Below are 23,054 nucleotides of genomic sequence, written 5' to 3'. Positions count from 1 at the left end.
GAATTTATTTTGCGACACTATTCTGTGAGGGGCAAGAAGCTAAAGTCTTTAAAATTGTTATTCAAAAATAATGTATCATTGATGGTCTATTTCTGCCTTGTGTAGAAATAGGCTTTTATCTTTTTCTTATGCGAATTATTTATCTTGTATTATGTTGTTTTTGCTATTATAATAGCATAGCTCAAATAACTACCTTTAATAAACGAATGACATTGGGCTGTGGAAATACTATCTTAACAAGTTTGGAAGTGACCGACTCTTGTTATTATGTTACAGGTGGAGCAAGAGACAGTGCGGATAATTGTAATTTTAGTGCTGTGTTCGCAAAATACGATACCCTTGGAAATTTGTTATTCTATAAAATATTACTAGACAGTTTGTTCTCTAATGAAACATGGGCACCTTCTCTACAAACAAATCATGATGGAAATTTAGTACTATCAGCGTATCGTTTTGATACGATTCAAGACATGATGGGTGGGGTTTTAAAATATGAAAGTATGGGGAATCTTATATGGTCTAGTTTTTATTACAATCCCAATGCGTCAGGATATTCTATTCGACCAGATGATATGGCGATGAGTTCAGATAGTAGTTATGTTATTGTGAGTTCAATTGATAATACACAAGGAGGAGCTAGCGATATTGGTATTATTAAAGTTGATCAAAGTGGCAATGAAGAGCTCAATATAACAAGAGGAACATTAAACTATGTAGAGCATAATCCTCGAGTTCACGCTACGAATGACAATCACTACATAATTGGCTATCAACAAGACAACCTAAGTGGCGTACAAATGAACTACACAGTACGGAGCAAATTAGAAAAAATAGACAGCCTAGGCAATACGATTTGGACTTACCAAAGCCCCAATAACCAACAAATACATGGTGTGAATGACTTGATTTTGTCCAAAGATGGCGGCTTGGTAGTTGCGAGTGCATGGGGAAGTGAACGGCTAAATCCAACGGGAACATATGCTGTTCCTATTCAAGAAGCCTATGTCTATAAACTAGATAGTGCTCAGAACTTTTTATGGGGAACTAAATTTCATTCAGATGCTTTGACGACGGCTAATTTTCAAAAAATAATAGAACTAGAAGATAGTAGTTTAGTGGCGATTGGAACGGTAGTCCGTTTATATCCTCCATCCAATCCAACTTATAATATAGTACACGGGCGAATTGTGAAACTATCGCCTCAAGGAGACAGTATTTGGAGCAGAGATTACGAGTATTTAAGTACAGCGAATGCACGGCACACAGTTTATGATGCCGAGCGAACCCCCGACGGAGGTTTTTTAGTATGTGGAGAAGCAAATGGAGTAGATACGATTCCTAGCAATCCGATTATTTTTCAGCAAGGTTGGTTGATAAAATTGGACGAACAGGGCTGCTTAGTACCAGGTTGCCATACCACAACAGGCGTGCTGCCGCTAGAGCAAGAAGGGGCAATTTCTTTGTTGTTGTACCCCAATCCTACCACAGATTATTTGAATGTGCATTATTATAATAAAACAACAAAGGAGGAATTGACCTTTTGTGTGGTGGATTTGCAAGGGCGTGTGTTGCATCGTTATACAACCTACGATCAGTCGGATAAGACCTATATTGTTCCCGTGTCGGGTTTGGTGGCGGGGGTGTATGTATTGGAAGTTCGACAAGAGGGGGAATTGATTGGTCGTGAGCAGTTTGTGAAGCGATAGTTATAATAACCTATAAACAATGAAATTATGTACAAATTACTTTTTGTTTTTATCTTTCTAATAGCTGGAACTACTGTTGCTGTATGCCAACTCTATGCTCCTTTGGTTAAAGAGAATGCATATTGGGATGCATCAGAAGGAAATAGTCAGAATCTGTATATTTATGATGGTGGCTATCGATACTTTTTTGATGGAGATACCTTGATAGGAAATCACTTGTATAACAAATTATTTTATCATCCTCTTATTGTGGTTTATAATCCATCTCCTTCTTTTTATTTGGATACTAGTATAACCATTTTTAAAACCTACATTAGAGAAGATACTAATGCTAGGAAAACCTACATTTTAGAACCTTGGGAAACTAGTGAAGTTTTGATGTTTGATTTTTCTTTGAATATTGGTGATACATTAAATTCTACTTACACAACAGATGGCAGTCCTATTGTGGTCGATACCATTACAAATGAGGTTCTATTAAATGGAGTCATACGAAAAAAGTGGATGTTCGATAATGGTCATTTTTATATTGAAGGAATTGGAAGTTCGCAAGGTTTTTTCTCGCCCTTATTTACTTTTTTTGGTTTTTGGTTGGAGATGAATTGTGTCAATGATAATAATGTTCTTATATATGGAAATGGCTGTTTTAGAATTCTTGAAGTGGAGGAAGTTAATGTGTTTGAAACGTCTCTAAGAGCATATCCCAATCCAGTAAAAGACCGTTTGATTGTGGAACAAGAGGAGATGGATTTAGTAGAGTGTAAACTTTTTGATTTGTATGGGCGAATGCTATTGCAAAAAAAAATATTTTCTAAAGTAGAAGAAATAGATTTATCAGACTTTCCTCAAGGAATGTATATCCTAGATATGGGAGATCAAGGAATCCTAAAAATTCTAAAAAATTAGAATAGCCGACAGAAAATAAGCTGCTATAGAAAAATATTTTAAAACAATTTGTGTCATTTGTAGCACATTTTTGTATTTTTGTTTTACAGTCATTGTTTCGTACAAACACTCAAAAGAAATGATACAGACATTAACCATACAGAACTATGCTATTATCGAGGAATTGGTCATTAATTTCTCAAATAACCTAACCATTATTACAGGAGAAACGGGCGCAGGAAAATCCATTATGTTGGGTGGCTTGGGGCTTATTATGGGGAAGCGTGCTGATACAAAAGTACTTTATAAACAAGATAGTAAATGTATTGTAGAAGGGATATTTGATGTTTCTCCTTATGGTTTAGAAAGTTTTTTTGAAGAACATGATTTAGATTATGAAGCAGAAACCTCTTTGCGTCGAGAAATTACACCTTCTGGAAAATCAAGGGCGTTTGTCAACGATACTCCTGTACGTTTGGGGATATTAAAAGAATTGAGCAATAAGTTGATTGATTTACACCAACAGTTTGATACCTTAGATATTCATGACCCTGTTTTTCAGGTCAAAGTAATTGATGCTATTGCTGATAATAAAAAATTGTTAGCAAAGTATCAAAAGGAATTTGGAGCTTATGAGCAAACCAAACGTACCTTAGCTAAATTAATCCAACAGAGCCAAGATGCTAATAAAGAAACAGACTTCCTTAAATATCAATTAAACGAACTTACAGAAGCAGCATTGCAAGCAGGGGAGATGGAGGCTTTGGAAATGGAACAGCGTCGTTTGAATAATGCAGAAGATATTCAACGCATTTTAGGGGGGGCGGCGATGCATATTAATGAAGATGAAAACTCAATTTGTAGCCAATTAACGGATTTGTCTAATGCCGCTTCTAGTTTGGTAGAGTTTCATCCTAATTTACCGAAATTGTTGGAGCAGTTTGATTCTGTGTTGTTAGAAATAGAAGAATTAGGGAATCAATTTCACATCATTGCAGAAGAAACCGAACATGATGGGGAACGCTTGGTGGAGGTCAATGAGCGTTTGTCTGTTTTGTTTAATTTGATTAACAAATACCATGTACAAGACGACGAAGAGTTAATTGCGTTTAGAGATGAATTGACGGAGAAATTAGGAGGCTTTGAGGATATTTCAGATCGCATAGAAAACCTAAACGCAAAGGTGCGACAGCACGAGCAACAATTACTTGAAATTGGTAAAAAACTTTCTGAAAAACGTCAAAAAGTAAAAGGAAAGTTTGAGAAGTCTGTTCAAAAACGCTTGGCACAATTATCCATGCAATATGCTCGCTTGGAGGTAGAAATTGTTCAAACCAAAGAATACATGCCATCGGGGATTGATCGCTTACGTTTCTTATTTGCAGCCAATAAAGGTAGCCGTTTAGAAGAAATTAAAGGCGTTGCTTCAGGTGGTGAGTTGTCTCGATTAGCACTTTGTATCAAATCTTTGGTAGCTAGTGCAATTCCATTGCCAACGCTCATCTTTGATGAAATAGATTCAGGCGTTTCTGGTGAAGTTGCTTTACAAATGGGGATTATTTTACAAGCTCTGTCGGCTGAACATCAGGTGATTTCTATCACACATTCTCCTCAAATTGCAGCGAAAGCAAATACACACTATTTTGTTCGCAAGAAAGTATCAGGAAATAAAACAACTACTTTTGTTAGTGAACTTAATCAGCAAGAGCGTATTTTGGAAATTGCAAAAATGCTGAGCGGAAATCCACCTTCAGAAGTAGCTAAAGAAAATGCAAAAGAATTATTGGGTTGTTCATAAGTTTTAGAATCTCATTCTAGTATAATGAAATGGTTTAGAAGAAAAAAAAAACCTAATGAAGAGACTGGTTTCTTGTTTCGGTACGATGGGATTGCTATTGATACTGATCAAGTAATTTTTTTCCCAAAACTAGAAGACGTTTTTCATGAAGTAAGTTTACTTCACCGACAAGTATTTTATCCACTTTGCTCAATCAAAATGAGTTTGCTCAATCCTGACTGGAATTTTTATGGACACTTTATTTATGTTTATCGAGAGGTAGAAGAAAATACACGTCTTGTTAGGTTCCATACCGCTTACTGCGACGACTATTCTTTGGGCTTTGATGTTATTGATAATAAGTATGCCTTACAATCTAAAATGAACTTATTAGAGCTTTCAGACTCTTATCAAAAATACCAAGAAAAAGCAGCTGCGAAGTATCAATATTTTGTTCAAGATTATCAAAAAAATCAATTAGAAAATTTATTACCAAAAGCACAGCCGATTAATTTTTTGATTAAGTGCTTTGGAAAAATCCCCATGTGGATTCAAGAAGACGCAACACCTAAAGATGCCGATGGAAATGCCTTGCTATTTGTAGGGCAAGTACGTGTTTTAGACTTTATAGGTGAAGATCAATACTTGTACTTGTTTTATAATGCGAAAGAACATTATTTTGTGCAGCGAGAACAATATGTTTGAGCGTAGGGCATTAGAAATAAAAAAAATGTTGAAACTGTACGAACAGCCCAACATTTTTAGTCAATTTTTGCTTATCGCATTTATGCAATACTTTCAAATTCTTTTTTTGTTTCTTTTTCTTCTGCACCATCTGTTATATCAAGCATGGCATCAACAGAAGCTGATTCTGCTCCAAAGTCGTATTTGTAGGAGCGATCATTAACAAAAATATCTTTGGTCCAATCTTCATCAGGTACTTTGGGAGCAAGAACATGAGGCGTTCCATCATAGTTTAATCGCTTGCCTGGGTAAATATAGGTCTTCCAAAAGTACAAAGGCATATTTTTAACACTCAAGTTAGGATGAATATGGGGTTCAATCATTCTGTTGTGATATTCTGGTAATAAACTCCAATGTAACGATGGGCGATCGTGGTGCGCACCGTGGTAGCCGTTGTTAAAACAAAACCAATTCATTACTTTTCCTGTAAAAGTGCGAGAGTGATTGTACTTGTGATTGGGGTCACAGCCGTCATGTTGCCATAAATTAACTCCCATTAAGGCCCATAATGCATAAAAATGGGGAATCCAAATGAACATAATTGCAGCAGGTAGGTTTATAAATAGGGTAGCAATTTTAAGGACATTAACCAAAACGGATTCCAACAACCATTGTCGGTACCATTGAGGCTTTTCTTTCTTCATTTTGGCAGCCCATTTCAATTCATATTTGAGCGCACCTCCTGTAATTAGAAAAAAGAAAAAAAGTTGATTTAATAAATGCCACTTGAAACGAGCCTTGGAGGTTCGCATAGCATCTTTGGGGGTTTCTAATTCCTTGTGGTGGCTAAAGTTGTGTCCTGGTACGAATGCGCTGACAGAATAACCATAACAAAAACTCAAGACATATTGCATAATTTTGTTATGTGATTTTTTTACAAATATAGGAGCGTGAACAGTATTGTGGATAATAACAGCTGTACAGAAGCAAAGTACACAGGCTGTTATACACAAAGGTAATAGTACACTATAGAAAGCAAATTCATAGAAGTAGTTAAAAGAAAAAAATCCGCCATAAGCTACCAAGTAGTAGGCTAAGATAAATAATAGTGTGCGAGTATCGGCTTTATAGCGTAAGATAGATGTACTCATATTTATAGTTTAACTTTTAAAGACCACTTCTAATTACTATTGGTGGTTGAATAGCAATCGAAGGGGAATTTTAGAAATTATGTTATAAAATAAAGATAAAAAATAAGAATGAAATTTTTTATCCAAATTCTCTATGCCTTATTATTAATAATATTCGCTAAAAAAATTAGCAAATACGTATTCTAATAGAAGGGAAAATTAACAAACTCAAGACCAAAAAATAAAATCTAAGAGACTTTAACATTTTTTCATCAGTCTGTTTGCCAAGTCTGATAAAGGATATAAAAAAGGAGCATAATTCTAATTAAAGATTATACTCCCTGTGTCATTTTACTACTCTTTAGTTTAGAGCACTTTGCTGGGCTCTTTCTCTTTTGTATCTGTTGTACTCAAAATATCATCAATAGAGCTAGCCTCTGCGCCAAAATCATATTTGTGTGCTTGATCGTTGACACCAAGTTCTGCAACCCAGTCTATATCTTCTACTTTTTCTTCCAGCACATAAGCACTGCCATCGTAATTCACTCGCTTACCAGGATAAACATAAGCCTTGACCAAATATTTAATCATACTTTTTTGATTCAAGTTCGGATGTACATATGGAGCAATATTTTTTTCGTGGTATGCTGGCAACAAGCTCCAATGCAACGATGGACGGTCGTGATGAGCGCCGTGGTAACCATTGTTAAACAAAAAGAAGTTTAGCAACCCACCATGAAAAGAACGGGAGTGGTTATATTTATCATCCATATCACAGCCATCGTGTTGCCATAAATTCGTTCCTACAATACCCCAAGCAGCATAAATATGTGGTCCCCAAATGAAGATTACCGCTGCAGGGAAATTGACGAACAATAATCCAATACGAACAACATTTACTATAATCATTTCTGCCAACCACTGATTGTACCACTCTCTTTTGTCATTTTTCATTTTTGCTACAAACTTTTTCTCCGCTTTTAGCAAGTCAGGCGTTACTATGAAAAAGAAGAATAATTGATTAAGAAAATGCCATTTGAAACGTGCTTTGGACGTTCGCATATTATCTTTGGCAGTTTGTGTTTCTTTGTGATGACTAAAGTTGTGACCAGGAACATAGGCACTTACAGAATATCCATACGCTAAACTCAATACAAACTGAAAGAGTTTGTTATGCGATTTCTTATGAAAAATAGGAGCATGGATGGTATTGTGGACAATAACGGCACAGGTAAAAGACAGGAAAGCTGTAAGGATTACCCAAGGTACTACAACACCCCATGTACGAAATTCAGGATATTGCCAGTAAACCCAAAAACCTGCATAAGCGATTATATAATAAAGGGCAACAAATACTAAAGTTCGGTAGTCTGCCTTGTAACGCAAAATAGATGAACTACTCATAACATAATTGATTTTTGTTTGTTACATTAGTTCGCTAAAAAACTAAGCTCACGCAGTGTAGCAAGTAACATAAGGGAGCTATTAGCGGACTATGATTGTTAATAACTAGCTAGCAAACAATACTAGTGTGCTTAATCTAGGCAACAAAAATAAAACTAAAAAATCAGAATAGCTAGTATTTATACAACAAAAGCAAATCTATAACTTATCATAAAAGGAATTCTGTTTTTGAGTATCATTGGCAATTTTTTAAGAACATTTGTTTTGGTAAAAAACTAGTTTAAAGACATTTTTTTCTTTTGAGACGATGCTCTGTTCTTGGCAATAATGTTATTATAATAAATTCCTAATCCAACAAAAGCGACGGCAAATAATTTAAGTGAAATTGGCGCAGAAGCATAGGTAATAAACGTGTATAAATAAACAGGAAAGATAAACAATCTAATGAAAGAGAATGAGAAGAAGAAAATTTCATTTAATTGATGCTCTAAAGTATTCCAATTCATGTTTTTGGCAACTATTTTAGCATAATGAGTAAATGTTATTTCTCCCAAAAAAATGGTCAAAATTAAATCTTGTCCAAAGGTTTGAGTAACTAAAGAATACAATAAAGCCCCCATACAAATTACGTGATGAGTAATCTCTGAAGTGATGTTTTTTGCCAAAATAATAAAGATAATATGGCAAGTAAAAAAGCTCAAAGCAATGTGTATCATAATATCAGTAGCAACAGTATTATTGCCTCCCAAACTGTACTCGGAAGTTAATATAAGAGGACTAACGATTGTTGTTAGGAGCGCAAAAATAAGTCCTTGAATGGCATTGGCTGTATTATAAGAACCTTTGTTTTTGCCAGTATTTTGAATGTTCTTTTTATTAAAAAAGAAGATGATTATAAATTGAGGCAAAAATAATGACAAGAAAAGCAAGCTGTTGAAACCCATGATCGTTTGTATTTGTATTTTGTTTTTATTTTGAAGTCGAAGTTGTGGAAAATATCCCCCAAAAAAGTTTATTTTTAATTCATAGATTTATTTTTGGTAAGTGTAGTGTTTTGATTTGTAGTTCTTATAGTTCTGTTTGGAGATGAAATATGAAAAGAAACTATGTTGGAGTTGTTTGGATGTTCTCAAAGGAGCGTAAAAATTGTAGAAACGAAGGAACAACTACGAGGTAACCATAAGTAAATGTGTTGAGGCAATTCCATTTCATGAAATAAAAATACTGGTTTATGGCTACCACAAAGAGAATTAATTTGATATCAAGTCCTCGAAACTTATCAACAGCACTCATGTATTCTTTTGCACAACGAGCAGATACCAAAGTTGTTGATGAGCCATTATATGCCTATTATCTTTCTTGTACGGACATTGACCATCCTGGTCGAGCAGCTGTATTAAGTAGCCAAAGTCAAAACTCTCAAGAAGTTGTTCAAAAAATTATTTTTGGAAATTATGTAGAACCCATTTTGTTTATAAAAAATATGACAAGTCATATTAAGGAGATGGACGAAGGATTTTTAGAGCAACTGTGGAATATAATTTACATTCGAAATCCTAAGCAAATTATAGCTTCTTATGCACAGGTAGTTGAAATGCCACAAGCATCAGAAATAGCAACCATTCGACAATATGAGCTTTTTGAGCAACTCAGATCAAAAGGGAAACAACCTATTGTACTAGATTCTAGTGCTTTATTGGTGAATCCTAGACTGGCATTGCAGAAGCTTTGTACTGCTTGTGAAATTCCTTTTTATGAAGAGATGTTAACTTGGGATGCGGGACCGATTCCCGAAGATGGTGTCTGGGCAAAATATTGGTATGCTAACGTACATCAAACAACAGGATTTAAAAAGCAAAAAACAAGCGACCGAGTATTGCCTCCTCATCTAATTCCCTTATACGAAGAATTAAAACCTTACTACGACAAAATGTATGCACATGCTATTCGTGTAGAGTGATAATAACCTTGTAAATAGTTCCTAAAAGAGTATTCTATTCACTTCTAAAACAAGAAATATATGTTACAAAAACTCAATCCCAAAAATAAAGACATTCAAGTTTATGTAAAAGATGGCTTGTATCCTAGAGGAGATGCTAAAGTTTCTGTTTTTGATAGCTCTGTACAAGGAGGAGATGCGGTCTGGGAAGGTTTGAGAGTTTATCAAGGGGGGATTTTTTGTTTGGATAGGCATTTAGATCGGTTGCATACTTCCGCCAAAACATTGGCATTTGTAGATATTCCGTCCAAAGCTGTTATTAAGAAAGCCATCTTTGATACCTTAGAAGCCAATGGAATGAAGGATGATGTGCATATTCGTTTAACTTTGACAAGAGGGGAAAAAATTACTTCTGGAATGGATCCTCGATTGAATCAATATGGTTCTTGTTTGATTGTATTAGCTGAATGGAAGCCACTGGTTTATGATAATAAGAATGGAATTAAAATTATCACAGCACACATACAACGTAACTCTCCACGTCATTTGGACTCTAAAATTCATCATGCCAATTTATTGAACAATATCCTAGCAAAAATACAAGCGAATGTAGCTGGAGCAGATGCCGCTCTAATGTTAGATGCTTATGGATTTGTGGCAGAATTAAATGGCACCAATATTTTTATGGTTAAAAATGGATGTCTTTATACGCCTCACGCAGATGCCTGTTTGCATGGAATAACAAGAGGACTAATTATTGAAATTGCGCATGAAGCGGGGATACCAATTGTAGAAAAAAATCTTTCTCTGACAGAGTTTTATGGTGCTGATGAAGTTTTTTGTACTGGAACTATGGGGGAGTTGACTCCGATTGTGGTGATTGATGGGAGAGTAATTGAAAATAAAAGCGACAATCAGATTTTAGAAAAATTGAAAAGGCTATTTGAAGCAAAAATACCTGTGTATAGTGAAAAACTCCCTTTTTAGTATATAACTATTGGATCAATAGCTCGGTTCGCAGGGAGTAACAAAGCTAACTAAAAGCGCAGCGCTCACGAAAAACTACTGTTTGATTGTTACGACAGTTTATTCTATAGAATTTTTTACAATTTCTTATCAATGAAACCGTATTTAGAAATTAATGAAGAAGTAAGCAATGCTATTCAAAAAAATCAACCTGTAGTAGCATTAGAGTCTACCATTATTTCGCATGGAATGCCTTTTCCTCAGAACCTAGAAACGGCTATGGAAGTAGAGCGTTTGGTTCGAAAGAATGGAGCTGTTCCTGCTACCGTTGCCATTATGGATGGCATGTTCAAAGTAGGGTTGACAAAATCCGAAATCGAATATTTGGGACAAAAAGGGCAAGCTGTTGTTAAGGCTAGTCGAAGAGATATTCCTTATTTGATCTCTCAAGGAATAGATGGAGCAACAACAGTTGCGTCGACGATGATAGCGGCAAAAATGGCTGGTATTGAGGTTTTTGCCACTGGTGGTATAGGAGGTGTGCATCGTGGTGCCGCCACTTCTTTTGATGTTTCTGCTGATTTGCAAGAACTAGCAAAAACAAATGTAGCAGTAGTTTGCGCTGGAATCAAGGCTATTTTGGATTTAGGATTGACGTTAGAATATTTGGAGACGCATGGAGTGCCTGTTGTGGGGTATCGAACCCAAGAATTGCCTGCTTTTTATACTCAAAAAAGTGGCTTTGCTGTGGACTATCAACTGGATCACCCGACTACTATAGCTGATTTTTTAGAAACAAAGTGGCGCATGGGACTAGATGGAGGTGTCGTTATTGCCAATCCTATTCCCAAAGAAAAAGAGCTAGACTACGATTATATGATGCAAAATATTGAATTAGCAATAGAAGAAGCCAAGCAGTTGGGAATTAAAGGAAAAGAGAATACCCCATTTCTACTAGCAAAGGTGAAAGCATTGACCGAAGGGAGAAGTTTAGCGTCGAATATAGAGTTGGTTTATAACAATGCTCAGTTGGCAGCTCAGATAGCTGTGGCTTTATGTCATAAAAAAAATGACGCTCCTAAGAGCAAAGCTTAGGAGCGTCTGAAAATGATATTTTGATTTAACTTTCTTCTGTGCCAATGTATTTGCTGAGCATCTGCTCGGTCTTAGCATTTTCTATTTTTTTGACATAATCTTCACTCTCTTGCTTGTCTCTAACCACTTTTGCCAATACAAAACAAGATGAAATACTGAATAGATAGGTCATTCCAATAAAGGCTTTTTGATAGATATCCATTTGTAGATAAATTAGCCCAATGACCATTCCAATGAAAGAAACGCCAAAAGAAATCCAGGCTAAGGTTGAGAATGCTTGTGTATTTGAATTTTGATACTTGGTTGACATAATTTGAGTTGTTTTGTATAACCAACGTTTGTGATACACGACTCTAGTGTGTGGGGTGTTAGTTATTGTAAATGAACAATATAAATTTGTATTTAACCATAGAGTCAAGATTAGAGCCTATGCTCGTTTTCTAAACCACTATACAAACTACAGAAAGAGCCCAATTTGTTCCTAGGTGTCAAAACTTTAGCATTTCTTAACATATAAACAATCAAAGTGTTAAGTAAGAATTCCGCACTATTACTCAGCATTTTGTCAATCTTTTGAATTTAGATTCATCAAATCTACAGCAATTCTCGGTTTGTTTATTTTTTAATATGTTTTTTGTGATAAAATTAATAATAGGCTAACTATCATTTATTTACAATTGATTTGCTTGTTGGGTATTATGGAAAATTATTGCATGAGGGCTTTGCCGTTGTTATGACATCTGGCTAAGTTTTCGTGATTTTTTATAGTTGCGACCGAAGGGAAGCAATCCGAAGGACCTCTGGCATTATAAAAAATAGAAAACCCGAAGGCTCACGCAGTAAAAGAACAAAAAAACAGCATTTTTAGCTATCATATTAAACTTTTTACAAACCGAGAATAACTGTCAAATCTAGTACAAAATATAATTTAAGCTAATGACGTTACTATAAAAAAATGGCGATTTTCATAGACGAAAATCACCATTTGTAGAGTTATTATTAGAGTTGAAAATTGCTATCTAAGCATTCTGATCTTGCAAAATCAACAAAGGCAAATCAGACTTCAAAGCAACTTGTTGACTGACGCTACTATGGAACAAGTTCTCAAACCAGCCACGCTGTCTAGAGACTAAGCACAGGACACTATTTCCTTTTTCATGTGCAAATGTGAGAATACTTTCCAAAATTTGGTCAGATTGAATTTTTGTGTAATTAAAAGGAACAGCCAAGCCATTTAAATATTCTTTGATGGTTGGATCAATGTCAGTATGAATTTGTTGATTAGACACATGCACCAACTCTATATTGAGGTTAGATTTTTGAGCAATGTCAATCATTGGATTCAACGTATTTAGGACAGACATAGTCAAGGCATCAACAGCAACAACAATATTCTTAATATCAGAATAGTGCGTATCTCTAGGAATTGCCAAAACAGGGAATTGGGTATGTTTGATTAGCTTACTCGCTGTACTTCCCATGACCTGTTTGCTAAGGTTTGATGCACCTAAGGTACCCATAATAATTAAGTCGGCATCAATTCTTTCCGCTTCGCTTTCAATCATTTCTACTGGATACCCTTTTTTACAACGTCCTTTTATATCCAAATCAAAAGAAATACTTTCTTGGGTTGCTTTAACAAAAGCTGCCATTTCTTTTTCTCTGTCCTCCTTGACGACACGATTAATGCTGCCCAAATGACCAGCAGGGGCACTTGTGTTGTAAGTATGTACCAGACGCAATTTTGCATTGAATTTGTTTGCTAGAGCCAAGGCAAAGTCTAATGCTTTGTCTGCATTTTCAGAAAAGTCAGTGGGGACAAGAATTTTTTTCATAAAATAGAATTTTAAAGATTGGATATGTGGAAGTTGTTTAAGCAAATATAAAATAAATGTAGACGAATAAAAATGATTATTCTCATAAAAATAGGTATTTTTAATCATCAGCATCCGCTATTTCCAATCTTGTACACATTATGGCAGACGAGTATTCTAACAAAGACATTTTATTTGTTCATTCTAATCAAAATGTAGATAAAATTCCTGACTATATCCAGGAAAACGCAGCTTGGGTTTGTAACTTGGATTTAAGTTATAACAAGATAGAAGATTTAGGCGAGTGTATCACTCAATTTAATAAATTGCGACATTTAGATCTATCACACAACAAGTTACAACAGTTGCCTTCCAACTTTAAAGCATTACAAAATTTAGAAACACTCAATCTTGCCAATAATCAACTCAACTCATTTCCAATCGTTTTGACTCAGTTGCCCCAACTTAAAACACTTAATTTAAAAGGCAATGGCTTACAAACATTGCCAATAGAAATAGAGCAATTACAAAACTTAGAACAGTTAGAGTTGGGCTTCAATCCTTTAGAAAAACTGCCCTCTACATTCGCTAAGCTCAAAAAGCTAAAAAATTTGAGTTGTACCAATAATCGTTTTGAGACTTTCCCCGAAGTATTGTTAGAAATGGAACAACTACAAAAAGTGAAGCAATTGGATTTGGAGTTCCGCTTAAAACTACCCACCCGTCGCTTAGATTTATTTTTTAAAGTATTGAGGCATCTAACGAAGCAAAAAGCAACCTTGAAAACTAAAAAAGCTGCTTTTGAAATATTGTTTACAGAAACTTGTTTGCAAAGTCGGGCAGATGTACTCCCTCTATTATTAGTCAATTACGTTACCTTTTCTCAAGTCGTAAGAACATACATCACTACAACGTATTCCAAACCATTAAAAGAAGAAAGTAACATTAGCATTTTAGGAACAACAGAATGGATGGATATAGAGAGTTTAGATAATCCAAACATCTTGTTCAATCAAATAGAACCTACGACAACACATGTGGTCTTAGGAAGGACGATCACCAAACAACTCTTAGAACTCTTGCACGACGATTTATTTTTTGTATCAGAAAAAGAAGCATTAGCCTTTTTATCTCCGAAGCAGCCTGCCGATTGGTTGGCAGAACATCGTCAAAAATTACTGGAATTATTGCAGAGCAATCAAAATGAGAATATTGCTTTGGCACTCCAATTATCTAAAGACAACGCTTTGTTAGACAATATGCTGACCGATTTATTAATGGCTTATACTGCTGTTGATGCGGGCAATAGTCGCCTCAGAAATGCTATTAAAGAGGCTTTTTATCGTAGAATTCCTAATTTTGAACAGCTGACTCTGCCTAGTGCTTCATTTCAGTTTTATACACCCAGTAAAACAGAGCATGTTATTTTTCAAGGGATCAAAAATATTACCAATCAAACAGAGGCGTGGGATGGTTTGAAGATAGCGCATCGTTTGTTTCAGCAGTACGGAGTGGCTTATACTTATATTTTAGAATATAGTAACGAAGAAGATGAAAAAAAATGGTTGGATCAATTTTTAAAAGAAGATACGATTACATTGAGTATCTTGCCGAAATTAAATCGACTGCCTAAATCTATTCGTTATTTTAAGACCATTCGTCGACTTAATTTACGATCTTGCAACTTTCGGCAATTTCCTGACGTTGATTTATTGTTGCAATTGCCTAACTTAGAGGAAATAGACTTGCGTGACAATCCAATTTCCTTTGTGCCAAGAGATTTATTCGAATTAATATCAGATTATAGAATATTTCTGTCAAAATAAACATACAAAGTAGCACTATTGCGTGGTATGGATTATAATGATGCTCTAACTACTACAGATAAAAAACAGTAAAAATTAGAAATAATGAGTGTTTTACAAACCAATGGACTGACTAAAATTTACAACAAAACCCTACGTGCTGTTGATAACTTAAACCTTACCATAGAAAAAGGCAACATTTATGGAATTTTAGGTCCTAATGGTAGTGGAAAAACAACAACATTGGGAATGGTGCTAGGAATTATTCATCCTACAAACGGTCAATATACTTGGTTTGATGAAGCACCTTCTGCCAAAACTCGTCAGCGGATAGGCGCTATATTAGAAACGCCTAATTTTTATCCTTATATGAATGCGCAGAAAAATTTAGAAATTGTAGCGCACATCAAACATGCTGATCCAAAGCAAATTCCTGCTTTAATAGAATTGGTGGGACTACAAGGACGTGTCGATTCTCCATTTACGGCTTATTCTTTGGGAATGAAACAGCGTTTGGCCATTGCTGGGGCACTAATTGGCGATCCAGAGGTCTTAATTTTTGATGAGCCAACGAATGGCTTAGATCCACAAGGAATTGTCGAAGTACGTAACTTGTTGATTGAAATAGGAACAAGGGGCAAGACCATTTTATTGGCAAGTCATATTATTGATGAAGTAGAAAAAGTTTGTAATCATGTTGCTATCCTAAAATATGGCGACCTTATCGCTGCGGGGAGTGTGTCAGAGATTTTGGGAGGCGAACCAATTATTGAAGTAAGTGCCCCTGATTTGGAACAACTAAAAAACACGCTGTCAGAGTTTAACTTTGTAACAGATATAAAAGAAGACGGTCCTATCTTAGCTTTGAAAATGTCTTCAGAGACAACAGCAACAGATCTCAATACGGCTCTGTTTAACAAAGGAGTTGTGTTAAGTCATCTACATGTACGCAAAAAAAGCTTAGAAGCAGAGTTTTTGGAACGTACTTCTTAACGTTACATTAGGAGCATTGTGTTAACTCTTTATAGTTCTTGACGGCTAGCTGATTAAAGGGCAATAAATACATTATATTAGGATCTAAAACGCAAATCTTTGACATTCAGTTGCAATTTGGATTTCCCTTTAAAGCTATTTTCCTCAATAACATAACACATTTCAAATGGTTTTTTGGCTTGAAGGTCGTGAATATATTCTCCCAAACCAAAGGCAATTCCTTCCATTGTTGTTCCTTTTTCTTCTTGAAGAACTAATTTGAGATGACGGTTTTTTAATAATTTGGAATAACCTGTATCTTTGAGATGTTTCGAAGAAAATACAGGACGCATATTTTGCGGACCAAAAGGAGCAAATTGTTGCAGTAGTTGCCAAAATTTATCATTAATAGCAGAGAAGGACAAGGTAGCATCAATGTATTGAGTAGCTTGTTCTTGTAAGGGATGGATATTTTGAGCAACAATCCGTTGAAAACGTTGCGTGAACTCTTCTAAGTTAGAGGGTTTTAAACTAAGTCCCGCAGCATATTGATGACCACCATAGTTGACCAATAAATCTTTGCATTGAGCAATAGCTTGATAAATGTCAAATCCTTGTATAGAACGGGCAGAACCAACAATGCGACCGTTGGAGGCGGTGAAAACAATCGTTGGTTTGTGAAACTGATCTACCATTTTGGAAGCAACAATCCCAACAACGCCTTTGTGCCAGTTTTCTTTGAATAAAACAATTGCTTTTTTTTCTGCAAAAATAATGTCATCTTGTACAGTTTGCTTGGCTTCTACCACCATATTCCATTCAATATCCCTACGTTCTTGGTTGATTGCTAGCAATTCTTTAGCTAGTTTTTTTGCTGATTCTTCCTCTTGTGCAATCAATAAATCGACAGCTTTGCTAGCATGTACTAACCGACCTGCTGCATTGAGTAAAGGACCCAATCCAAAAACAACATCTCTAACAGAATAAGTATTGGTTTTACCTAATAAATCCATTAATGTTTTTAAACCCAATCTAGGATTTTCGTTTAGCTGCTGCAATCCATAAAAACTTAATACTCTATTTTCTCCTGTTAATGGTACAAAATCACAGGCTAGGCTGATCGCTACCAAGTCAAGAATAGGCTTTACTTCTTGCTCAAATGATATATTGTAAAGCTGTGCAAACCCTTCAATTAATTTGAAGCCAATGGCACAACCACTCAATTCTTTGTACGGATACGGGCAGTCCTTTTGTTTGGGATTGAGAATGGCATAGGCCTGAGGCAATTCTTCTCTAGGCAAATGATGATCACAAACAATCACATCAATTTGTTTTTGATTGGCAAACTGAATGGCCTCATGGGCTTTGATACCACAATCTAAAGCGATAATCAAGGTACATTGATGTGTGGCAGCGTATTCGATCCCTTTGATAGAAATGCCGTAGCCTTCTTTGTAACGGTCTGGTAGGTATCGGTGTAGGTGTGGGTGATATTTAGAAAAAAAACGATACAGCAGAGCAACAGAACTAGTTCCATCTACATCGTAGTCGCCATAAATTAGAATGGGTTCTTTTTTGATAATGGCTTGTCCTATTCGTTGGATTGCGTCTTCCATTCCCTTCATTAAAAAAGGATCGTGTAAATGACTCAATTGAGGGCGAAAGAATTTCTTGGCGGCATCAAAATTGTTGATGCCTCTTTGGACTAGTAATTGACAAAAGATAGGGTGAATTTTTAATTGCTGGTGTAGTTCTGTAGCTTCGGTAACATCATATTCTGTAAATTCCCAGCGTTTTTGCATAGTTCTTGAGGTGTTCTTGGTATAATTAGGAGATTGTTAACTAGAATTTAATCCTTAGAAAGTAGTTGAAGTCCTAAGAATCGATTATTTTGTATTGAAAAAATAAAAAAGCCAATCGACAAAAAAGACTAACCGTTGATAGCTTACGGATCTCATGATAAGATTGTTGCCAAAAGGAACTAAAATATTTGAGAGAAAGTCCTTAGTTGGTGGCATGAAGTGTAACTTCAAATTTACAATAAAGAACCATAAAAAATAACTCAATGCGCATCATAGTATTTATTTTTATTCTTTTGCTAGGGAATAATGTTTGGGGGCAAGAAGACACAGCAGCAGTTCAAGCAAGCCCTGAACAACGCCAAAAACGATTGGAAAATGCAGAAGCAAACTTGACACTAGGTTTGAAAGATCATGATGTCGCTCCTCGAAATAACAATGGGATTCGAGTCGTTTTCTATAATGCAGAGAATTTATTTTTTCCAGAAGACGATAGTACCAAAAGAGACGATGACTTTACCAAAGGTGGTCTTAAAAGGTGGACTTACAATCGCTATCAACAAAAATTGAATAATATTTATAAGGTGATGATGGCAGTCGGAGGTTGGGAACCACCAGCAGTGGTGGGATTTTGTGAATTAGAACACAAAAAGGTATTAGAGGATTTGATTAATAAAACGCCTCTCAAAAAGTTTGGCTACGAAATTGTTCACGAAGAATCGCCAGACCGAAGAGGCATTGATGTTGGTTTTATTTACCGCCCAAGCAAATTTAAGTACCTTGATCATGAGGCTATTCGAGTCGATTTTCCTTTTGATAAAAATCTAAAAACAAGGGATGTATTGCACGTGCGTGGACAAGTCTTAGGCAGAGATACCTTGAGTGTGTTTGTCAATCACTGGCCATCGAGATGGGGAGGACAAGCCAAAAGCGAGCCTAAAAGGGTTTATGTAGCGTCTTTGGTTCGTCAAAAAATAGATGCTTTGTACGAAACAAACTCTAATGTCAAGGTTGTGGTAATGGGGGATATGAACGACCATGCGAATAATAAAAGCTTGATAGAAGTTTTAAAAGCAAAAGGGGATAAAGAAGCCGTTCAAAAGGGCGATTTGTTCAATTATATGGAGGGCTTGGGCAAAAACTGGCAATTGGGCTCTCACAAATACCAAGGACATTGGGGAACATTGGACCACATCATCGTGTCTGAACCTTTGTTGAACGAAAAAAGAAGAGGATTTTTGAGGGCATCAGATGGTGGTGCTCATATTTTTGCTGCTCGGTTCTTGTTAGAAGAAGATATTAAATATTTAGGTTTGCAGCCTTTTAGAACATACGCTGGTCCTCGTTTTATAGGTGGTTTTAGCGACCATTTGCCAATCTATATAGATTTAATGTATACAACTGGATTAGAAGAAGATGAGGCAGTAGAAGAAGAGGATGTAGAGGAGTAGTTGTCAACAGCCATGCAGTAGCAGTGTAGCGACTAACTGATCGTTAAGTAAGCTTGTATTGGTAGCTCAAAGAAACTGCTCACAACGAGAGGGAACAAATAACTATGTATATTAATGACCAATCGCCCTAACCATGATAAATAAAAATACACTTGCTAATTACTGGATAAACTTTCTTCTGGGAGTTGTCTTTCTAATAATTATAGGGCTATCGACTTACAAGATGGCTTCGATTGCATTTCCTTATATTGTACCACCTTTTCCAACAGACATTGATTTTTTGGCTTCCAAGCAATGGGTTGTAGACGAATGGCATTGGTTAGCGGCATTTTATATTCATATTACCAGTGCCGTTTTGGTTATTGCAGCAGGGCTAACCCAGTTTTCAAAAAAATTAATGTTTCAATATCCGAAATGGCATCGGTCGATAGGAAAACTCTACGTATTTTTGATATTGTTTGTTGCTGGACCATCTGGCTTTGTAATGGCTTTTTATGGTAATGGTGGTTTTTGGGCACGTTGCGCATTTGTGCTACAAGCGATCATATGGTGGTGGCTTACTTTTAGAGCTTATCAAACAATACGAAGAGGAGCCTTAGAAGCTCACGGACGATATATGATTCGGAGTTATGCGATGACACTTTCAGCCATCTCATTAAGAGCTGCAACTTATTTGGTTTCAGACTGGAAATTGAGGAATGGCATTATTTGCCCGAATAGTACATATAGTTTACTCTGTTATCCTGATTTTTATATTCTCGTAGCGTGGCTAAGTTGGGTCGTGAATCTAGTTATCGCAGAATTTTTGATTTGGATAGGGCTTGTAAAATATTATTTTAGAGCTTCTCGCAACTAGTCTGGTTTTTCCTTGTTATATAGCAACATAGTTGTATTGATAGAATTTTTCTGAACGACTACTTAGTAGCTTATTAATAAAATAATGAAAAAGCCTAGTTCTAGTTTATACTGTTTGATGGTGCTGTTAATACTAAGTATAACAGCTTGTAGTTATTTGCCTGAAGCAGTAGTGTCAATCGATGGTGTTCAGATTCAGGAAACGCCAAATTATATTAGTTTATATCCTACCAATGTAACTCTATCTAAGACAGGAGTGCTCTTTTATCCAGGAGGATTGGTAGATCCTCATGCTTACAGAAACACGTTTCAAGATTTGGTGCTAGATGGTTATCCAATTATTATTGTTAAAACATCTGCAAATTTGGCTATTCTAAATGGAAATAAGGCAGCAGCTTGCAAAAACGTATTTCCTAGCGTAGAACAATGGATTTTGAGCGGACATTCTCTAGGAGGTGCCGTTGCTTGTATAGATATTAATAATAATCCTTCAGAATATGTTGGACTGGTATTAATGGCGTCCTATCCTAGCAAAAGTGCGAGCTTGTCAGATTGGAATGGGGCTGTCTTGTCACTTTTTGGAGAACACGATGGTTTGGCAACTCCTAAGACAATTCAAGAGAATGAATATTTATTGCCATCGGGGAATATAATAGAACGTTTGGTAGATATGCCTTTAAATTCAACTAGAGGGCAAACGATTTACCATCAAATAGATGGCGGTAATCATGCTCAATTTGGAAGTTATGGAAAACAAGATAAAGACGGGATAGCAAGAATAAGCTCTAAAGAACAGCAAGAAGAAGTCTTAGAGTATATAAGAGCTTTTTTAAATGCAAATAATTGGTAATCATGCGATGTATAGTTATAGTAGGGCTGTTTTTTTTCTTATGGCACCCTACCTCCAAAGCTCAACAGCTGTCCTTAAAACCCCTTTCTTTTTTGGGAGTTGCAAGCAATGTTGGAGGAGAATATTATTATAATGGAGGTGGTCTAGAATTGGCTTATCAACATAATGTATGGAAGGGGAGAGTCTTAACTGGGCTTGAGTATAGAATGATTAATTGGGGAAATCAAATAGGGCTTAATTTAGGCTATAATTTGCCTTTTTGGACTAAAGGGGCGTGGCGAGCTTCGACAAGTATTCAAGCTCAAATTGGCTGGGCATTGTTTTATCAAAAAAGCCTACTAGTTTTTGGGGTAGAATGCATTCCTGAAATAGAATGGCATTCAAAGAAAGCTTTTTTTGCTACAGTAGCCTTGGGAATTCGATACACCAATTGTCCTGCTTATCAAAACTATGGACAGATTACGCAGACCGTTGATTTGCCCATTAAAATAGGTTTGGGGTTTTATTTGTGTAATAACACAACTCGTTGATACGATCGTAATATAGTGTACGCCGCTTAGAATATAAACTTCTACGAATCTCACTGAAAGTGCCTTGTAGATTATTTCTTTAACAAGAAAAACAAGAATAGATGAAATTTTTAATGGTATGCTTAGGAAATATATGCCGTTCTCCATTAGCCGAGGGGATTTTAAAGCAGAAGATTGAAGCAGAAGGATTGAACTGGGAAGTAGACTCGGCAGGAACAAGTGGGTATCATAATGGAGAATTGCCCGATGCTCGTTCTATTGCAATTGCAGCAGAACATGGTTTGGATATTTCCGATCAAAGATCAAGGAAGTTGACAGTTCAAGACTTGGAGAATTTTGATATAATTTATGTCATGGATAGTAGTAATTACAACGATGTGATGAACCTATGCCAAACAACCATTCAAAAATCAAAAGTAAGTTTGATTATGAATATGGTGTTACCAGAGAGAAACGTAGCCGTTCCTGATCCATATTGGGAGGACAGTGGCTTCAAAAAGGTTTACCTAATGTTGGAAGAAGCCTGTTCTGAAGTTGTCAAACGTTACCAAAAAGAAGCCTAAATATAAAAATGCCAATTGGGAAGATTAAACTTAATAAGTGCTGTCTTCCCAATTGGCAACATAAAATATAGCTGAGGCGATGTTACATCCCACCACTAGTATTAATTGTTTCTCCTGTAATATAACTAGACATATCAGAAGCGAGGAAGATCGCTACATTGGCAATTTCCTCTGTTGTTCCAAGACGTTTGAGAGATGTTGTTTGAATCATGTGATCCTTTACTTTCTCATCTAGCTCATCTGTCATATCAGTTGCGATAAACCCAGGAGCAATGGCATTGCATCGTATATTTCTAGAGCCTACTTCTTGGGCAATCGATTTAGTAAAACCTATCATACCAGCCTTTGAAGCAGCATAGTTAGCTTGTCCAGCATTCCCCTTTAGTCCTACAATAGAAGATATGTTAATGATAGAGCCACCACGAGCTTTTAGCATAGGACGCATGATGCACTTCGTGAAATTATAAATAGACTTTAGATTGTTGTTCATAACGTCATCCCAGTTATCCTCTGTCATACGCATTAATAAATTGTCACGAGTGACACCAGCGTTATTGACTAGGATATCAATAGTCCCAAATTCTTTTATCACATCAGCAATCAATCCTTGTGTTTGCTCAAAAGAACTAGCATCTGAAGCAAAAGCTTTGATAGTCGTACCATATGTGGAAGCTTCTTCAACTAATTGATTGGCTTGTTCAGAAGAGGAACGGTAGGTAAAAGCTACGTGTGCGCCTTGTTCTGCAAATTTTTTGACCATTGTTGCGCCAATTCCTCTTGAGCCACCAGTGATGAGGGCTATTTTGTTTTCCAAAAGTTTCATAAACTT

21 protein-coding genes are annotated in these 23,054 nt (G+C 36.0%); 14 read left to right on the top strand and 7 right to left on the bottom strand.

What is annotated here, in order from left to right; all coding sequences use genetic code 11:
- The first annotated feature begins 206 nt into the window (after positions 1–206).
- From CG11_RS08340 to CG11_RS08325, 4 genes are all read left to right on the top strand, one after another.
- Positions 207–1,706, top strand: a complete 1,500-nt coding sequence (locus tag CG11_RS08340; RefSeq protein WP_052595023.1) for a T9SS type A sorting domain-containing protein — start codon at positions 207–209, stop codon at positions 1,704–1,706.
- A 27-nt stretch (positions 1,707–1,733) separates the two neighbouring features.
- Positions 1,734–2,612: a T9SS type A sorting domain-containing protein gene (locus CG11_RS08335; protein ID WP_052595021.1), complete on the top strand. Its 879-nt coding sequence runs from the start codon at positions 1,734–1,736 to the stop codon at positions 2,610–2,612.
- Between the two features lie 118 nt (positions 2,613–2,730).
- Positions 2,731–4,389, top strand: a complete 1,659-nt coding sequence (recN, locus tag CG11_RS08330; protein WP_052595019.1) for a DNA repair protein RecN — start codon at positions 2,731–2,733, stop codon at positions 4,387–4,389.
- A gap of 24 nt (positions 4,390–4,413) precedes the next feature.
- Positions 4,414–5,073 (top strand): hypothetical protein, encoded by a 660-nt coding sequence (locus tag CG11_RS08325; RefSeq protein ID WP_052595016.1) that lies wholly within the window; start codon positions 4,414–4,416, stop codon positions 5,071–5,073.
- 80 nt (positions 5,074–5,153) lie between these two features.
- Here the strand turns inward: CG11_RS08325 and CG11_RS08320 are convergent, their stop codons facing one another.
- The 3 genes from CG11_RS08320 to CG11_RS08310 form a co-directional block, all read right to left on the bottom strand.
- The gene (locus CG11_RS08320) at positions 5,154–6,203 is read right to left on the bottom strand and encodes a fatty acid desaturase (RefSeq protein WP_063833050.1); all 1,050 of its coding nucleotides are present in this window, start codon (positions 6,201–6,203) and stop codon (positions 5,154–5,156) included.
- 345 nt (positions 6,204–6,548) lie between these two features.
- Positions 6,549–7,586, bottom strand: coding sequence for a fatty acid desaturase (locus CG11_RS08315; RefSeq protein WP_063833049.1), 1,038 nt, complete (start codon positions 7,584–7,586; stop codon positions 6,549–6,551).
- A 275-nt stretch (positions 7,587–7,861) separates the two neighbouring features.
- The gene (locus tag CG11_RS08310; protein WP_052595014.1) at positions 7,862–8,530 is read right to left on the bottom strand and encodes a hypothetical protein; all 669 of its coding nucleotides are present in this window, start codon (positions 8,528–8,530) and stop codon (positions 7,862–7,864) included.
- A gap of 287 nt (positions 8,531–8,817) precedes the next feature.
- On the opposite strand from CG11_RS08310, the gene CG11_RS08305 reads away from it, so the two are divergent.
- The 3 genes from CG11_RS08305 (at position 8,818) to CG11_RS08295 (ending at position 11,586) form a co-directional block, all read left to right on the top strand.
- Complete coding sequence (locus CG11_RS08305; protein WP_052595013.1) at positions 8,818–9,546, top strand: hypothetical protein; 729 nt, start codon at positions 8,818–8,820, stop codon at positions 9,544–9,546.
- Positions 9,547–9,606: 60 nt separating this feature from the next.
- Positions 9,607–10,512, top strand: a complete 906-nt coding sequence (locus CG11_RS08300; protein ID WP_052595011.1) for an aminotransferase class IV — start codon at positions 9,607–9,609, stop codon at positions 10,510–10,512.
- 132 nt (positions 10,513–10,644) lie between these two features.
- Positions 10,645–11,586 (top strand): pseudouridine-5'-phosphate glycosidase, encoded by a 942-nt coding sequence (locus CG11_RS08295; protein WP_052595009.1) that lies wholly within the window; start codon positions 10,645–10,647, stop codon positions 11,584–11,586.
- Between the two features lie 25 nt (positions 11,587–11,611).
- On the opposite strand, the gene CG11_RS08290 is transcribed toward CG11_RS08295, so the two are convergent.
- Together CG11_RS08290 and CG11_RS08285 are read right to left on the bottom strand one after the other, a co-directional pair.
- The gene (locus CG11_RS08290; RefSeq protein ID WP_052595007.1) at positions 11,612–11,896 is read right to left on the bottom strand and encodes a YiaA/YiaB family inner membrane protein; all 285 of its coding nucleotides are present in this window, start codon (positions 11,894–11,896) and stop codon (positions 11,612–11,614) included.
- Between the two features lie 709 nt (positions 11,897–12,605).
- Complete coding sequence (locus CG11_RS08285) at positions 12,606–13,421, bottom strand: universal stress protein (protein ID WP_052595005.1); 816 nt, start codon at positions 13,419–13,421, stop codon at positions 12,606–12,608.
- Positions 13,422–13,561: 140 nt separating this feature from the next.
- Between CG11_RS08285 and CG11_RS08280 the strand changes: the two genes are divergently transcribed.
- Positions 13,562–15,226 (top strand): leucine-rich repeat domain-containing protein, encoded by a 1,665-nt coding sequence (locus tag CG11_RS08280; protein WP_052595004.1) that lies wholly within the window; start codon positions 13,562–13,564, stop codon positions 15,224–15,226.
- Positions 15,227–15,310: 84 nt separating this feature from the next.
- Entirely contained in the window at positions 15,311–16,198 is an 888-nt protein-coding gene (locus CG11_RS08275; RefSeq protein ID WP_063833048.1) for an ABC transporter ATP-binding protein, read from the top strand.
- A gap of 77 nt (positions 16,199–16,275) precedes the next feature.
- Here the strand turns inward: CG11_RS08275 and recJ are convergent, their stop codons facing one another.
- The gene (gene recJ / locus CG11_RS08270; RefSeq protein ID WP_052595000.1) at positions 16,276–17,979 is read right to left on the bottom strand and encodes a single-stranded-DNA-specific exonuclease RecJ; all 1,704 of its coding nucleotides are present in this window, start codon (positions 17,977–17,979) and stop codon (positions 16,276–16,278) included.
- Between the two features lie 263 nt (positions 17,980–18,242).
- Here recJ and CG11_RS08265 point away from each other — a divergent pair, with 263 nt between their 5' ends.
- The 5 genes from CG11_RS08265 to CG11_RS08245 all read left to right on the top strand — a co-directional run bounded on the left by CG11_RS08265 (position 18,243) and on the right by CG11_RS08245 (position 22,225).
- On the top strand, positions 18,243–19,427 hold the full coding sequence (locus tag CG11_RS08265) for an endonuclease (protein ID WP_052594997.1): 1,185 nt from the start codon (positions 18,243–18,245) through the stop codon (positions 19,425–19,427).
- A gap of 133 nt (positions 19,428–19,560) precedes the next feature.
- The gene (locus CG11_RS08260; protein ID WP_052594995.1) at positions 19,561–20,283 is read left to right on the top strand and encodes a DUF2306 domain-containing protein; all 723 of its coding nucleotides are present in this window, start codon (positions 19,561–19,563) and stop codon (positions 20,281–20,283) included.
- A gap of 84 nt (positions 20,284–20,367) precedes the next feature.
- A complete protein-coding gene (locus tag CG11_RS08255; protein WP_052594993.1) occupies positions 20,368–21,132 on the top strand; it encodes an alpha/beta hydrolase in 765 nt (254 codons plus the stop codon).
- Between the two features lie 2 nt (positions 21,133–21,134).
- Entirely contained in the window at positions 21,135–21,662 is a 528-nt protein-coding gene (locus CG11_RS08250; RefSeq protein ID WP_052594991.1) for a hypothetical protein, read from the top strand.
- 101 nt (positions 21,663–21,763) lie between these two features.
- Positions 21,764–22,225: a low molecular weight protein-tyrosine-phosphatase gene (locus tag CG11_RS08245; protein WP_052594990.1), complete on the top strand. Its 462-nt coding sequence runs from the start codon at positions 21,764–21,766 to the stop codon at positions 22,223–22,225.
- 82 nt (positions 22,226–22,307) lie between these two features.
- On the opposite strand, the gene fabG is transcribed toward CG11_RS08245, so the two are convergent.
- The gene (gene fabG, locus CG11_RS08240) at positions 22,308–23,048 is read right to left on the bottom strand and encodes a 3-oxoacyl-[acyl-carrier-protein] reductase (RefSeq protein ID WP_052594988.1); all 741 of its coding nucleotides are present in this window, start codon (positions 23,046–23,048) and stop codon (positions 22,308–22,310) included.
- Positions 23,049–23,054: the final 6 nt, after the last annotated feature.

It is taken from the genome of Aureispira sp. CCB-QB1, from assembly GCF_000724545.1.
In the GTDB taxonomy this organism is placed as follows: domain Bacteria; phylum Bacteroidota; class Bacteroidia; order Chitinophagales; family Saprospiraceae; genus Aureispira.
Note: the sequence above shows the minus strand (reverse complement) of the source record. Positions and strands in the feature narration are given on the sequence as shown.

Bases quoted from the DNA above. Each gene is read 5' to 3' on its own strand.
- CG11_RS08290 (WP_052595007.1), bottom strand. From the start codon at position 11,896: ATGTCAACCAAGTATCAAAATTCAAATACACAAGCATTCTCAACCTTA.
- CG11_RS08295 (WP_052595009.1), top strand. From the start codon at position 10,645: ATGAAACCGTATTTAGAAATTAATGAAGAAGTAAGCAATGCTATTCAA.
- recJ (WP_052595000.1), bottom strand. From the start codon at position 17,979: ATGCAAAAACGCTGGGAATTTACAGAATATGATGTTACCGAAGCTACA.
- CG11_RS08310 (WP_052595014.1), bottom strand. From the start codon at position 8,530: ATGGGTTTCAACAGCTTGCTTTTCTTGTCATTATTTTTGCCTCAATTT.
- CG11_RS08325 (WP_052595016.1), top strand. From the start codon at position 4,414: ATGAAATGGTTTAGAAGAAAAAAAAAACCTAATGAAGAGACTGGTTTC.
- recN (WP_052595019.1), top strand. From the start codon at position 2,731: ATGATACAGACATTAACCATACAGAACTATGCTATTATCGAGGAATTG.
- CG11_RS08255 (WP_052594993.1), top strand. From the start codon at position 20,368: ATGAAAAAGCCTAGTTCTAGTTTATACTGTTTGATGGTGCTGTTAATA.
- CG11_RS08275 (WP_063833048.1), top strand. From the start codon at position 15,311: ATGAGTGTTTTACAAACCAATGGACTGACTAAAATTTACAACAAAACC.
- CG11_RS08305 (WP_052595013.1), top strand. From the start codon at position 8,818: ATGGCTACCACAAAGAGAATTAATTTGATATCAAGTCCTCGAAACTTA.
- CG11_RS08335 (WP_052595021.1), top strand. From the start codon at position 1,734: ATGTACAAATTACTTTTTGTTTTTATCTTTCTAATAGCTGGAACTACT.
- CG11_RS08260 (WP_052594995.1), top strand. From the start codon at position 19,561: ATGATAAATAAAAATACACTTGCTAATTACTGGATAAACTTTCTTCTG.
- fabG (WP_052594988.1), bottom strand. From the start codon at position 23,048: ATGAAACTTTTGGAAAACAAAATAGCCCTCATCACTGGTGGCTCAAGA.
- CG11_RS08265 (WP_052594997.1), top strand. From the start codon at position 18,243: ATGCGCATCATAGTATTTATTTTTATTCTTTTGCTAGGGAATAATGTT.
- CG11_RS08250 (WP_052594991.1), top strand. From the start codon at position 21,135: ATGCGATGTATAGTTATAGTAGGGCTGTTTTTTTTCTTATGGCACCCT.
- CG11_RS08320 (WP_063833050.1), bottom strand. From the start codon at position 6,203: ATGAGTACATCTATCTTACGCTATAAAGCCGATACTCGCACACTATTA.
- CG11_RS08300 (WP_052595011.1), top strand. From the start codon at position 9,607: ATGTTACAAAAACTCAATCCCAAAAATAAAGACATTCAAGTTTATGTA.
- CG11_RS08285 (WP_052595005.1), bottom strand. From the start codon at position 13,421: ATGAAAAAAATTCTTGTCCCCACTGACTTTTCTGAAAATGCAGACAAA.
- CG11_RS08315 (WP_063833049.1), bottom strand. From the start codon at position 7,586: ATGAGTAGTTCATCTATTTTGCGTTACAAGGCAGACTACCGAACTTTA.
- CG11_RS08340 (WP_052595023.1), top strand. From the start codon at position 207: ATGACATTGGGCTGTGGAAATACTATCTTAACAAGTTTGGAAGTGACC.
- CG11_RS08280 (WP_052595004.1), top strand. From the start codon at position 13,562: ATGGCAGACGAGTATTCTAACAAAGACATTTTATTTGTTCATTCTAAT.
- CG11_RS08245 (WP_052594990.1), top strand. From the start codon at position 21,764: ATGAAATTTTTAATGGTATGCTTAGGAAATATATGCCGTTCTCCATTA.